Here is a 13929-nt window from a genome sequence, read left to right as displayed (position 1 = left end):
CGAGGCAAAAAAATTACAAATAAATGAAAACAAATAACAGACAAATTCATTATATACTCTCGCTTTAAAACACCCATATTTTGGATTATGAATTTGTACAATTTGTCAATGTTGTAAACATCCCCTCTACAATGAAAAAGGGAATCACTCTCAAGAAAGTGATTTCCCCTTTTTAAAATATCCCACTATAATTAAATCGGCAACATAATCTCAACAGTCGTTCCAACTCCAACTTCACTTTCAAAGTTCAATTTACCGTGGTGATCTTTAATAATTTTTTCCGTAACTACTAATCCTAAGCCTGTTCCAGTTTCTTTCGTTGTGTAAAAAGCTTCATTTAGCTTCGGAATTTTATCTTTCGGAATGCCGCATCCCTCATCTATAATTTGAACAATGATCACATCTTCCACTATAACTTTTACAGTAATAGTTCCGCCAACTAACATTGCTTCAATCGCATTTTTTATTAAATTAAAAAATACTTGTTTCAATCGTTTTTCCTCACATGTAATTGATGGTATATCTTTACTATAAATAGCATGCATTTTTATCCCTTGTTCTAAAGCTGGCTTTTCCATAACCCTGATAACATAAGAGATGATTTCTTTAATATTATGCGTTTCGGATTCTACCGATTTAGATTTCTCAAACCCATTTAGTTCTGTAGCAATTGTATGAATTCGCTCTACTTCCTGTCTCATAATTTCACTATAAATTTTATCTTCTGGATATTTTTTCGCTTGCTTATTCACAAGTTTTTTCAATTTTTCTAACGGTCTTCTAATCTTATCGCCAATTACTGTCGCCATTTTTCCAACCATTGCTAATTTCTCTACATTTCGTATTTCTTTATCCATCATTTCAAGTGTACGAACGTAAGATTGGAATCTTAAAAATATAATCCAACATATAATAACAAACACGCTATATAATGCTATTGGGATAAGAACAATAAAGGATTGAACAACGAATCCCATAAGTGCATATTTTCCAACAATAGTTCCGGCAACTAACCAAAAGTACCTCTTATTCACAAATATCGGTGCAAATAAAATAAAGAATCCTTCTACTATATTCCCGCCATCAAATTCCGCATCACTTCCGTAATAAATAATGAAGTTATTAATAAAATCCAATATATTATAGCCAATTAAAATAATATACTTCACAATATACGGCTTTTTCCATTTCATAAAATAAAGTCCTATAAAGAATAATCCAACCATCAAACTATATAGCCATAAACCTAATCCTTCTCCAAAAGCATCTGCTAGTTTTTGATTTTTATCTGATAAAAGGACAATAGCTTTTTCAGCAAAATCATACGCAAAAAATATAACGAAGAATAAGCTTAAAAATATTATTAATGCCTTTATCTCTTCTTTTTCAAATATATTGCCTTTTTCCATATGATAACTCCTTTAACAACACCTCTTAATCTTGTGTCACATTGCGCTCACATTTTTTCGGGAGCAGTATTTCTACTCTCGTTCCTTTCTTTACTTCACTAGAAATGTGTAATTCTCCAAGATGATCTGTCACAATTCGCTCTGCTACCGTAAGACCTAATCCAATTCTATCTTGCTTCGTTGTATAAAAAGCATCCTTAACTCGTCCTAAATTATCCTTTTTTATCCCAAAACCACTATCTACTATACTTACTATTACATAATCTCTTTTTTTATTTTCAACTTGTATTTTTAATGTTCCGCCATGTTCCATTGCCTCTAAAGCATTTTTAATAACATACAAAAATACTCCTTTTAATTTGCGTTTATCACATTCAATTTCACTTCTATTTTGCTCTTCATTAAAGGTGCAATTTATATTTAACTCGTTCATTTTTCCGCGCATGTTTTCTACCGCTTGTACTAAAACATCACTTACAATGTGTTTTTCATAAACAGAAGGTTTACATGTAGCAACCTCCATTAATTCACTAATCATATTATTCATATTTTCAATTTCGAGAATCATTTGTTCATATGTTGCATCTTTTTCGTGTTTCTCTTTTTGTAATTGCGTAAACCCTTTTAATGAAGCAAGTGGGTTTTTAATTTCATGTCCGACTGTCGCTGCCATTTTTCCGATAACCGCCAATCTTTGTGACTGACTTGCCTCTGCAATACGTCCCTTTACTGCTGAAAGATATTGTAAAAATCGATTTAAAATAATAAATGACACGAAAAGTAACACCATATTTATAACAAGAGACATAAACAGGTTAAGTTCTCCAAATACAAATAGGTATATCATATATTTCCCTATAAGGAATGGCGCTAAGACAAATAAATATCTTTTACTCAAAAAGATCGGTACGAAGAAAATGAAAATATATTCAATTACATTCCCTTCATCAAATGCTATTGTATTATGAAAAGCATACCATCCAATATTAAAAGTCTCTGCGATCATGTATGCAAATAAATATGTATATTTAACTAAATATGCTTTTTCTCTCTCAAATAAGTAAACACTAATACCTAATATAGCCATAATATATGCAAGCTTCCATATCCCTTTATGCCAATTTGCTAAAGGCATTGTATCTTCTAATATAATCGCGTATGCAACCTCGTATACAATTAAAATAACATGTATTACCCATAAGAAAATCTTAGCGTTTTTCTTTTCTTCTTTAGCTGATAGAAAACTCTCTTCCACTTCAACACCCCTTCAAAAGAATACCATTTATTATAATAAATGATTTTCATAGACAAACAAAGATAAATTGAACAAATGAGGAAAATCAATCCATAGATAATATACTTCCCCACACCATATGTAAGCATAAAAACCATGAACAATAATACGTATAATATGGGAGGTGCTTTATATGGACGGTCGTGAAAATAAGAAGATAGAACAGTTACAATCCTTTACGAAAAACAATGAAGGAAAAGAGATGACAACGAATACGGGTGTCAAAATTTCAAATGATGAAAACTCTTTAACCGCCGGCGATCGTGGTCCTACACTTTTAAAAGATTTCCTGATGCGAGAAAAACTCGCTCATTTTGACCGTGAACGAATTCCTGAAAGAGTCGTTCATGCCCGCGGTTACGGAGCACATGGTGTTTTTGAGCTATATGATTCTTTAGAAGACTTAACAATGGCTCATTTTTTACAAGACCCATCTAAAAAGACACCTATTTTTATTCGTTTTTCTGAAGTTGCTGGATCAAAAGGTGCAAATGAAACGAACCGAGATGTACGAGGATTCGCTGTTAAGCTTTATACAGAGGAAGGAAATTTCGATTTAGTGGGTAATAACATTCCGATTTTCTTCATTCAAGATGGTATTAAATTTCCGGATCTTATTCATGCTCTTAAACCAGAGCCACATAATGAGATTCCCCAAGGACAAACAGCACACGATACTTTTTGGGACTTTATCGCCAATAATCAAGAATCAGCTGCGATGATGATGTGGATTATGTCGGATCGCGCAATTCCGAGAAGTTTTCGAATGATGCAAGGGTTCGGCGTTCATACATTTCGTTTAGTTAATAAACATGGGAAGTCACGATTCGTAAAATTCCACTGGAAGCCAAAGCTTGGCGTTCACTCGTTAATTTGGGATGAAGCTCAAAAACTAGGCGGCGCTGATCCAGATTATCATCGCCGTGATTTATGGGAAAATATTAATGCCGGAAACTACCCTGAGTACGAACTTGGCGTTCAAATTTTAGAAGAAGAGGATGAATTTAAATACGATTTCGATATATTAGATGCAACAAAAATTTGGCCGGAAGAAGACTTCCCTGTTAAGATCATCGGAAAAATGACGTTAAACCGAAACGTTGATAACGTATTTGCGGAAACAGAACAAGTCGCATTGCACCCTGGAAGCATCGTCCGCGGTATCGATTTTACAAATGATCCTCTCTTACAAGGTAGACTCTTTTCTTATACAGATACACAATTAGCCCGCGTCGGTACAAACTATCAAGAGTTACCGATTAATCGTCCGGTATGTCCTTTTCATAACAATCAAAGAGATGGTGCGTCTAAATATATAATTGATAAAGGAAAAGTCGCTTACCATAATAACTCTTTAGCTAATAACTCTCCCTTTACTGTACCTGGTACGAAAGGCGGTTTCGTTACATATCCTTCTACTGTTTCTGGACATAAAACAAGAGAGACAGCCGCTAGTTTTAAAGACCATTTCTCACAAGCCCGTTTATTTTGGAATAGTATGAGCCACGTCGAAAAAATCCATATTATGCAGGCCTTTTCCTTTGAATTAGGAAAAGTAAAAAGTAAATCAGTTCGCCAACAAGTCGTAGGTATGATTGGTCATATAAGTACAGAATTAGCTACTTTAGTAGCTGAAGCAGTCGGGGCAACAGTGCCAAATGTTCAAGAATCAAATGTTACAAAATCCTCACCAGCACTAAGTATGGAACATACAACATTCAGCCCAAATACATTACGAGTAGGCGTCATTGTCGCAAACGGATATGACGGTCAAAACGCACAATATATTATAAATCAATTCAAACAAGCCGGTCTTCAGCCCGTTATTATTTCCGAACGATTAGGTTTTGTGCAAGGCTCTCAAAATGGACAGTGGGAAGTGAATGATACTTTCTTAACAGGATCACCACTTCTTTATGATGGGCTACTTCTTATTGGCGGAAATATTAATGATCATTTTCTTAACAAGGCAAGTTCATTCGTCGTAGAATCGTATAATCACTTTAAACCAATTGGAGCTTTCCAAAATGGAACTACTATTGTTCAATCTTTAAACATCGAAGGAAAACCTGGCGTTATAACAGAACAAAATCCTACCTTACTTGCGAATGAATTTATTCAGGCAATGACAAAACAGCGATTTTGGGAGAGAGCCTACTAAAATGCATGAGGAGGATACATCATGTTCGTTACAGTGGAAAAAGATGTACACATTTTTGTTGAGGATATTAACCCAGGCCCTGGAAGTAAACCTGTCTTCTTCGTTCATGGCTGGCCTTTAAATCATCAAATGTACCAATATCAATTTAATATCTTACCACAACATGGTTTCCGCTGCATCGCCATGGATATACGAGGAAACGGACAGTCTGATAAACCATGGACTGGTTACACTTATGATCGTTTAGCTGATGATATCGCAATTGTATTAGATGCACTTCAAATAGAAAATGCTACGTTAGTCGGCTTCTCAGTCGGTGGCGCTCTCTCTATTCGGTATATGTCACGATATAATGGACGTCGTATTTCCAAACTTGCATTAGTGGATGCTGTCTCTCCTTCTTTCGTGAAAAACCAAGAATCCCCTTACGGCGTACCGAAAGAACAAGCAGATGCTCTGATTGCTCAAATTTATGTAAATTTACCTAAGTTTCTAAGTGATGTATCTTTATCATTTTTTAATAGAAACTTAGGAGCTGCCACGTTAGAATGGTTTTCTTATCTTGGTATGCAGTCCGCTTCTTATGCTCTCATCAAAATTTTGCAAGCTGCTGCAAACGAAGACGTAACGAAGGACTTAAGTAAAATTAATGTCACAACAAAAATATTCCACGGCGTGCACGACCAACTCATCCCTTATAAAAGTGCTGAGCTAACAAAAGAGCGAATTAAAAACTCTGAACTATATCCTCTTACAAATAGTGGCCACGGCTCTCCAATCGATCAAGCGGATGAATTAAATAAGGGACTAATAAAATTTTTAAATTCATAGTTCCTTTACAGTAAAAAAAGAATTTGCCCTTACGGCAAATTCTTTTTTCTTAACTACCTTTTGCACGAGCAAATTCCACATATGACTTATTCTTCTCTTCCATTAAAAATAAAACGATAATGTGGAAAAAATGAAGAGTTGGAACAATTGTCATACAAAGAATAGATAAAAAATAAACACGCTCATCGTTAAACGCATAAATACTAACAACTCGAAATCCTGTCTGTTTATAAATCCATACAACAAATAATTGCAAACTAAAAATTAATAACAAATCTGGAACTGATTCTATTAAAATTAAACAAATTGCCCAATTATATACTAGATGAAAAATTCACACACTTCTCACAAATCAATTATTAAAACGACTCTATTTTAATTTATACTAAATGTACAAGTAATACTCCCTAAACCTAGCTTGTCTGGTTATCCCGTTAAATACTATGAAAAAAGAACTTGTATCGTATACAAGTTCTTTTTTGTCGCCTATTTAAATAATATATCCTTACTATATTGCTTTCCGATGAGTAAGTCATATTGAATAAACTCATATTGCTTTAACATTTCTTTTTGTTTTTCTGTTAAACTTTTTATTGCTTCTCCGTCTTTTCCTATCTTCAATTCATCACGAAGTACGGGAATTTCTCCATATAACTTCGATAAAAATTGATAGAACGGTACCTTATTTAATCCAACATAATCAAAGACAAGATTTGAAAAATAGATTGGACTTACTAAACCTAAATTGTCATTTGGCATATCAAAATTTGCATACATTAATAACGGCGTTTGCGCCATCGCTAATCGTTCACTTGGCGTTTTTTCATTTGTTATATAACCAGTCTCTTTATAAAGAGATTTATTTGTTCCTAGTGATGGGAGATGGTCCCCAAAGAATACTAATAATGTAGGTCTATCTAAATTATCTAGCTCCTCTATTAAATATTGAAGAGCTTCATCTGAACGTCTTAACCCTTCTGTATAAGTCTCTAATTCAGCCTTCGACTCTTCATTTTCTAATCCACTAATCTCTATTTGATTTTCACCAAATCTTCCTTCTGTAAATGGAAAATGATTTTGCATCGTAACTGCATGAACAAACGTAGGTTTCTTTTGCTTCTCTAATTCAGCTATTATCTCTTTACTCATAGATAAATCGCTAATATAATCTCCATCAACTTCTACATTTTCCATCGTATCTTGTGCATTAAACTTATCAAACCCTAACACTTTATATACATCATCCCTTTTAAAGAATGAGCGACCGAACGAATGAATTGCACTTGTATAATACCCTTCTTTTTTCAAAGCTCGAGGAATTGATGGAATTTCTTTCTTATTTGTAACAACTTGCTGATACGGTATAGATCCTGGTTTTAACAAACTCATTGAATAACTCGTTAATACCTCAAATTCAACGTTCGCAGTATTTCCTCCAAATGCAGGAGAAATAGTTTGTCCACCAGGAAAACTTTCTATATAATGATGCAAATTAGGTAAAGGATCTTCACTAAAGGACAGGTTCGTTAACTTCGTTGGATCCCAAAACGATTCACTCATTACAAAAATAATATTCGGTTTCTCTTTTTGCTTCTGCGCCCCTATATTGCTACTATATTGTTTCTTTATATGGTTTGCTATTTGAAGCATATTTTCTTTTGAATAATCTTTCGGCTTTTCAATGACTGTCGTATCTAAATTACTTATAAATCCTAGCACAAAACCATTTGAAGCATAATTTTCATTTTGATTCCACAAAACGAACTCTATACCTGACTTTTGAAACCATTTATTCATAAACGTATTCGTAAAATTACCATACACATATAAAATAAAAACGGATCCTATTATAAATAGAACTCGTACGCCTGCATGAACTTTTACATTTTGAATATACTTCCTCACATACATACCCGCCAAAATACAGACAACAACACTTACAATAACGAGAAGAATATAACCCCAACTAAAATAATCCATCACCATTGGTATAACAGATTGCATATGTCCAATCTGTGTAAAATCAGAAGGATATAGTGGGTCTCCCCTAAAAACAATTTTGAAGTGATTTACAATAGCCAAAATGATTAGCAAAATGCTTGTCAAAATAGTACTCAAAAAAACTTTCCCAAGCACGTTATACACCAAAACATATATCGCATAAATTACAATTAAACTAAATATAAACTGTGCATTATAATTGTAAATCCAATTCAGTGTATTTACGAGATTCATATTATTTTGCGTGAAAATAAAAAGCAAAGTAACCACATGCGCTACTAAAAACATTCTAATATAAATCCTAATAATCCGTTTGAATTTATTAACAATATCTTTATTCAAATGCGCAACATACAATAGTACAATCCACATCAAAATTGTCATTATACTTAAGACAATTTTTTGATTTAACATATCTTTCATCGTATCTAAACTAAAATATTTTAAAATCAAGAAAAGTGTGGGTATTACATATAGGGTTACTAGGCCACTTAACATCGCTGAAATTAATATACTTCTTCTTGGCTGATGAAATGAAAAATCACACCTCAATTCATTCCCTCTTTTCTGTTTATTAATTTCACCCCGCACCGTAAAAACAGTTTCTATTAAGATAACATACTTCATGCATTTCGTCTTCACACTGGATTCTACTATAACTGTAGTTTCTTAATTCTCCCTTAATCAACAGTTTAATTTTGGAATACCAACTATCCATTCTTAAAAAACTAAATTCCTTCATTCCACTTTATGATATAATAACTATGTTTTGGAAAACCTTAATGCTATTAGGGTTTTATCATGAAAATAAGAAAGAATTAATAAAAAAGGAGCTGCTCATTTTTGTTAAATAAGTTTAAAAATTTGCCTAAAGCGGTATATGTAATTTTGGCGCTTTCTTTCCTGTTGCACGTTTTTTGTCTAGTAAAACAACCAGGATTAAATGGAGAGGTAGTCAAAGTAACATATGGTGCAAATGATGCGTTCAACTATTCGTTAACAGCTGAACAGTTACTAAAACACGGTGTCTTCGGATATGTTTATTTGGAGCCTAGTGAAGTTCCTGGAAAAAATGCATACATCACACCAGGTCAGCCGCTATTATTAGCTGGCGCTATGATTATTTCTGATGTTACATCACTTCCTTACTATTACGTGGCAACTGTTATTAATATGATACTGAACCTCGGCACAGTGTTATTAGTATTCTTAATAGGGAAAGAGTTATTTGAAAAGAATATTTATGGAATTGTCGCAAGTATTTTATATGCTATGTATCCGAGTAACTATACATACTTCCGTACATTACTAACAGAAGTTCCTTCAATATTCTTATTATCGTTAAGCGTGTATGTATTTGTTCTCGCATGGAAATACAATAAAGCAAAATTCCATATATGGTTTGGAATTGTCGTTTCCATTTTACTTATGTTCCGCCCAAATCCAGCTCCAATGATGCTCATTCCTGTTCTTGTCGTCTTGTTCACATATGGATTTAAAGACTCAATTCGAATTGGATTATTATGGATCATTGGCCCATTCTTTATTATCGGTGCCTGGGTTGTTCGTAACTATTTAGCGTTCAATCAATTTATCTTATTCTCAACCCAAGGTGCGGACCCATTAATTGCCGGTGCAGATCCATTTAACAAAATTGGCTATGAAAATGTAGTTAACCAAATGAAAGCCCAGGGCTTAGATGATAAAAATGCATACGCAAAAGATTTAATCAAAAATGGATTTAAAACGGACTTCACATATTGGTTCTCTTGGTTCACTGTTGGTAAAACAATTGAATTATTCAAAACAGCTCCTGCTGTAGACCAATACCATATTCATAAATTTATGCAAATGTGTCATAGAGTCTTCATCATAGGCACATTCTTGAGCAGTTTCTGTTTCATGCTAAATTCATTTAAGCATAAGCGCGTTATGATGCTAGTAGCAAGTTCTGTTATTTACATCATCTTCTCAAACTTATTCTTAGCGATTAATCGCTACGGATTTTTCATTAACCCTCTTATGTGCTTAATTCTTGCATATGGGTTAGTTTACGCTGTGCAGAAGCTTCCATTTTTCCGCACTAACCAAGCATAATAAAAAAGAGGTCGTCCAAAGATGGACGACCTCTTTTTTATTTATCCAACACTTTGAACACGGCCAATTTGTCCATCTTGTAATCGAACCTTAATTCCGTACGTATGTGTTTCCGTGTTTGTTAAAATATCTTTCACAACACCACTCACTGTTTTACTATAATCTTTACCTAATTGAATAACTACATGTGAACCAACCGAAATTTGTGATCTTGTCGGTTTCCCACCTGTTGCTTCTGTTGTTTTTTCTTGTTTTTGTGTTCTCTCTTGTTGTGCAGACTGCTGTTGCTGAATCTTCTGTTGCTCTTCTTGCTTACGTTTTTCTTGCTCTACTCTTTGTTGCTCTTCTTGCTTACGTTTTTCTTGCTCTACTCTTTGTTGCTCTTCTTGCTTACGTTTTTCTTCTTCTACTCTTTGTTGCTCTTCTTGCTTACGTTTTTCTTCTTCTACTTTTTGTTGCTCTTCTTGCTTACGTTTTTCTTCTTCTACTTTTTGTTGCTCTTCTTGCTTACGTTTTTCTTCCTCTACTTTTTGCTGCTCTTCTACCTTCTTATCTTCTTCAACTTTCTTCTCATCTATTTTCTGTTCTTCCGCTGCCTTCAGCTTTTCCTCTTCATCTTTACAAGCTGTTAAAACAACTACACATAAGCCCGTAAGTAAAAATAATAATAATTTTTTTAACATTAAAAAATCCTCCTATATATACATTACAAATAATGACCTTTAATAGAATAACAAATATGTATAAACCCCTTTGTCGTAATTTGTCGTATACATTGGATTTTCCATGTAACACTACATGCTACAAATAGAAAAGAACCTGTCATATGACAGGTTCTTTTCGTTATTTATTAGGATACGATGATTAGCATGTTTACTATACAAGAGGAAGCATCCATATTTTCCATATGATACTTACGATTACTATAAGTACAAAATCAAACAAATCTAATCTCGGACCCTTTTTCATAGTCATGTCTAGCCACATATGAATCCATTTCATTTCCTTATATTTATGAATATTTTTCTTTGCGAATCGGTAAGTGAGCACTTGCATGATGTAAATTCCAATTACACAAATAAGCAATAAGATGAGAAATTCAAACACAAAATTCCTCCCTATTTTTGAAGCGTTCTTTCTACTATATGGTTCTTCAAAACCCATTCCTCAAACTGAGCACTTCCAAACTCCCAGCTCAAATCACGAGCATGTACAGAAAAAACGTAATAACCAGCATATTCGTCCATAAACCGACCTGTCTCTATCTCCTCTTTCTGAAGACCGTATACTCCAAAATTAAAATACACATCCCACACGTCTTCATGCTTCCTCTTATAAGCAATCGATTCCATATCACATTCAGTTCCGAAATAATCAAGATGTAAATGTACGCTATCATCGTATTCGTAATCCATTTTATCACCCCTTATATTTGTACTTCTTTATTACCCGAAAAATTCCTGCTATCTATACTCACATATGGGCACTTACCTACATATTATGCTTGTAGATTGACTTCTAGGAGGTGTCATATAGTGAAAAAATTAATAACCGTTTTTTGCATCATGTTACTAGCTATTTTCACATTCGCTGCTTGTAGTAGTACAAAGGAAAGTACGAAAGAACAAGCTCAAAAAATTCGCGTTGGCGAAGTTACACACTCTCTTTTCTACGCACCATTATATGTTGGAATTGAAAAAGGATTTTTTAAAGATGAAGGCTTAAATATTGACTTACAAACAACAGCTGGCGGAGATAAAACGATGACCACCCTTTTATCTGGCGGAATTGATATTGCTCTCGTTGGTTCAGAAACGTCTATTTATGTTCATCAACAAGGAGCAAAAGATCCTGTCATTAATTTTGCGCAGCTTACACAAACAGATGGTACATTTTTAGTTTCCCGTAAAAAATTAGACTCTTTTAATTGGAACGATGTAAAAGGCGTTACGTTTTTAGGACAGCGTAAAGGCGGCATGCCGCAAATGGTTGGTGAATACGTTTTAAAGAAAAATGGCATTGACCCTCGCAAAGATACGAACTTAATTCAAAATATCGAGTTTGCTAATATTGCAAATGCCTTTGCATCTGGTACGGGAGAATTTGTACAGCTCTTTGAACCGACTGCAAGTATACTTGAAAAAGAAGGAAAAGGTTATATCGTCGCGTCTTTCGGAGCTGAATCTGGTACTGTCCCTTATACAACGTTTATGGCAAAAGAAAGTTTCTTAAAGAAAGATAAAGCTGCTGCAGAAAAATTCACGCGCGCACTATATAAAGCGCAGCAATGGGTTGATACACATAGTCCAGAAGAGATTGCCGATGCCGTTTCACCACTATTTAAAGACACTTCAAAAGACATTTCAGTAAAAGTAATTGAGCGCTACAAAAAACAACATTCTTATGCGACCAATCCATTATTAGATGATGCAGAATGGAAACAACTCCAAACGATTATGAAAGAATCTGGTGAATTACAAAAAGAAGTTCCACATGAAGCGCTCGTCAATACAAAAATTGCCGAAAGCGTTATTAAGAAATAGAGGCGAAGTGTATGAGCTTTTTACAAATACGTAACGTTTCTCACTGCTTTTTTGCAAAAGAAAATGCCAAACTTATTCTTGAAGATATGAGTTTGCAAGTAGACGAAGGCGAATTTATTTCAATCCTTGGTCCAAGTGGTTGCGGAAAAACAACGCTCCTCTCCATCATCGCAGGTCTACTTGATCCAATTGAAGGTATCGTATTTTTAGATGGTGAACCGATTACAAGTAAGACCCCCTCTATGGGCTATATGCTCCAGCAAGATTACTTGTTTCCGTGGAAAACAATTGAAGAAAATATTATGCTCGGACTTCATATTCGGAAGGTTTATGATGAAAATACGAAAGAACATACATTAAAGCTTTTAAAACAAGTCGGCCTATATGATATAGAACAGCAATACCCTCGTGAACTATCCGGTGGTATGCGCCAACGTGCTGCACTCGTTCGAACATTAGCGACCGACCCAAAAATTTTATTGTTAGATGAACCATTTTCCGCTCTTGATTATCAAACAAAATTAAAACTAGAAGATCTCGTCTTCACATTACTACGTAACTATAAGAAAACATCCCTACTTGTGACACATGATATTGAAGAAGCAATTGCGATGAGTGATCGTATTTATTTACTGCAGGCGAACCCTGGAAAAATCGCAAAAACATTCATCGTCCCAGAAAGTATTCGTTCCTTATCGCCGTTAGAAGCACGCCACCACCATGACTTCCCATCCCTCTTCCAAGAAATATGGAAGGAGCTGGAACGACTTGGATAATATAAAACAACTACATGAACAGTTTCGAAAAAAAGAAAGACAACATGCATGGTTAGCTCGCTCTTTACAGCTTGTACTTCTTGTTCTTTTCTTTGCACTATGGGAAATAGCTAGTAAAAAAGAATGGATTGATCCTTTACTCTTTAGTTCTCCTTCAAGTATTTGGGATCTCTTTTTAACGAAATGGATTGACGGTTCACTTTGGGCCCACATATGGACGACATTACTTGAAACAGGAGTAGGCTTCATTCTCGGAACTGTACTTGGAGCTATTATTGCTACTCTCCTTTGGTGGATGCCACTTTTGGCCCGCGTACTTGATCCTTATCTCGTCGTCCTAAATGCAATGCCAAAAGTTGCACTCGGTCCAATCATCATTGTTATTTTCGGTCCAAATATTTCATCCTCTATCGCAATGGGGGTAATCATCTCTATCATCATTACCATTCTCGTTATTTACAGCGCATTTCAAGAAGTCGATTCCAACTATATTAAGGTCATGGACACATTCGGCGCAAATAAATGGCAATGCTATAAGCACGTTATTCTCCCTTCATCTTTCCCTGCAATTATTTCAACGTTAAAAGTGAATGTTGGCTTATCATGGGTCGGTGTTATTTTCGGGGAACTCCTCGTTTCTAAACAAGGACTTGGCTATTTAATTAGCTACGGATTCCAAGTCTTTAACTTCACAATCGTCTTGCTCAGTGTATTGCTCACTTGCGTCCTCGCAACTCTTATGTATGTATTTGTCGAGGCATTTGAAAAACTCCTTATTGGAAAACGAAAAAAAAGCTGACTTAGAGCGATACGCTAG

13 protein-coding genes are annotated in these 13929 nt (G+C 34.6%); 6 read left to right on the top strand and 7 right to left on the bottom strand.

The genetic code is table 11. The annotated features are described in order from the left end of the window. Window positions 1-191 precede the first annotated feature (191 nt). Complete coding sequence (locus B5P42_RS08795; RefSeq protein ID WP_113734051.1) at window positions 192-1409, bottom strand: ATP-binding protein; 1218 nt, start codon at window positions 1407-1409, stop codon at window positions 192-194. A gap of 25 nt (window positions 1410-1434) precedes the next feature. Continuing rightward, on the bottom strand, window positions 1435-2664 hold the full coding sequence (locus B5P42_RS08790) for an ATP-binding protein (protein WP_113734050.1): 1230 nt from the start codon (window positions 2662-2664) through the stop codon (window positions 1435-1437). Between the two features lie 172 nt (window positions 2665-2836). Here B5P42_RS08790 and B5P42_RS08785 point away from each other — a divergent pair, with 172 nt between their 5' ends. Together B5P42_RS08785 and B5P42_RS08780 are read left to right on the top strand one after the other, a co-directional pair. Next, window positions 2837-4864: a catalase gene (locus tag B5P42_RS08785; protein WP_113734049.1), complete on the top strand. Its 2028-nt coding sequence runs from the start codon at window positions 2837-2839 to the stop codon at window positions 4862-4864. Window positions 4865-4885: 21 nt separating this feature from the next. Next, the gene (locus B5P42_RS08780; RefSeq protein ID WP_113734048.1) at window positions 4886-5695 is read left to right on the top strand and encodes an alpha/beta fold hydrolase; all 810 of its coding nucleotides are present in this window, start codon (window positions 4886-4888) and stop codon (window positions 5693-5695) included. Window positions 5696-5744: 49 nt separating this feature from the next. Here B5P42_RS08780 and B5P42_RS08775 read toward each other — a convergent pair whose 3' ends face one another. Then, the gene (locus B5P42_RS08775) at window positions 5745-5969 is read right to left on the bottom strand and encodes a peptide ABC transporter permease (protein ID WP_258397453.1); all 225 of its coding nucleotides are present in this window, start codon (window positions 5967-5969) and stop codon (window positions 5745-5747) included. 212 nt (window positions 5970-6181) lie between these two features. Continuing rightward, on the bottom strand, window positions 6182-8248 hold the full coding sequence (locus B5P42_RS08770; protein WP_113734267.1) for an LTA synthase family protein: 2067 nt from the start codon (window positions 8246-8248) through the stop codon (window positions 6182-6184). Window positions 8249-8539: 291 nt separating this feature from the next. Between B5P42_RS08770 and B5P42_RS08765 the strand changes: the two genes are divergently transcribed. Further along, window positions 8540-9793, top strand: coding sequence for a glycosyltransferase family 39 protein (locus tag B5P42_RS08765; protein WP_113734047.1), 1254 nt, complete (start codon window positions 8540-8542; stop codon window positions 9791-9793). Window positions 9794-9834: 41 nt separating this feature from the next. Here B5P42_RS08765 and B5P42_RS08760 read toward each other — a convergent pair whose 3' ends face one another. From B5P42_RS08760 to B5P42_RS08750, 3 genes are all read right to left on the bottom strand, one after another. After that, entirely contained in the window at window positions 9835-10476 is a 642-nt protein-coding gene (locus B5P42_RS08760) for a YwbE family protein (RefSeq protein ID WP_113734046.1), read from the bottom strand. Between the two features lie 193 nt (window positions 10477-10669). Then, window positions 10670-10900 carry a hypothetical protein gene (locus tag B5P42_RS08755; RefSeq protein ID WP_002034470.1) on the bottom strand — a complete coding sequence of 77 codons (231 nt, stop codon included), beginning with the start codon at window positions 10898-10900 and terminating at the stop codon, window positions 10670-10672. 11 nt (window positions 10901-10911) lie between these two features. After that, complete coding sequence (locus B5P42_RS08750; protein ID WP_002034469.1) at window positions 10912-11208, bottom strand: DUF3986 family protein; 297 nt, start codon at window positions 11206-11208, stop codon at window positions 10912-10914. A gap of 120 nt (window positions 11209-11328) precedes the next feature. Here B5P42_RS08750 and B5P42_RS08745 point away from each other — a divergent pair, with 120 nt between their 5' ends. From B5P42_RS08745 to B5P42_RS08735, 3 genes are read left to right on the top strand one after another with little or no spacing between them, the layout of a single operon-like run. Continuing rightward, the gene (locus tag B5P42_RS08745) at window positions 11329-12336 is read left to right on the top strand and encodes an ABC transporter substrate-binding protein (protein ID WP_113734045.1); all 1008 of its coding nucleotides are present in this window, start codon (window positions 11329-11331) and stop codon (window positions 12334-12336) included. Between the two features lie 11 nt (window positions 12337-12347). After that, a complete protein-coding gene (locus B5P42_RS08740; RefSeq protein ID WP_002015726.1) occupies window positions 12348-13112 on the top strand; it encodes an ABC transporter ATP-binding protein in 765 nt (254 codons plus the stop codon). Further along, entirely contained in the window at window positions 13105-13911 is an 807-nt protein-coding gene (locus B5P42_RS08735; RefSeq protein WP_113734044.1) for an ABC transporter permease, read from the top strand. The genes B5P42_RS08740 and B5P42_RS08735 overlap by 8 nt, the downstream gene beginning before the upstream one ends. Window positions 13912-13929: the final 18 nt, after the last annotated feature.

The organism is Bacillus sp. SRB_331 (assembly GCF_003264175.1).
GTDB lineage: Bacteria > Bacillota > Bacilli > Bacillales > Bacillaceae_G > Bacillus_A > Bacillus_A mycoides.
The sequence above is the reverse complement of the archived record's forward strand: the minus strand, read 5'-3'. Positions and strand labels throughout refer to the sequence as shown.

Coding starts and splice junctions, on each gene's coding strand:
- B5P42_RS08795 (WP_113734051.1), bottom strand. CDS start 1,409: ATGGAAAAAGGCAATATATTTGAAAAAGAAGAGATAAAGGCATTAATA.
- B5P42_RS08785 (WP_113734049.1), top strand. CDS start 2,837: ATGGACGGTCGTGAAAATAAGAAGATAGAACAGTTACAATCCTTTACG.
- B5P42_RS08780 (WP_113734048.1), top strand. CDS start 4,886: ATGTTCGTTACAGTGGAAAAAGATGTACACATTTTTGTTGAGGATATT.
- B5P42_RS08760 (WP_113734046.1), bottom strand. CDS start 10,476: ATGTTAAAAAAATTATTATTATTTTTACTTACGGGCTTATGTGTAGTT.
- B5P42_RS08750 (WP_002034469.1), bottom strand. CDS start 11,208: ATGGATTACGAATACGATGATAGCGTACATTTACATCTTGATTATTTC.
- B5P42_RS08740 (WP_002015726.1), top strand. CDS start 12,348: ATGAGCTTTTTACAAATACGTAACGTTTCTCACTGCTTTTTTGCAAAA.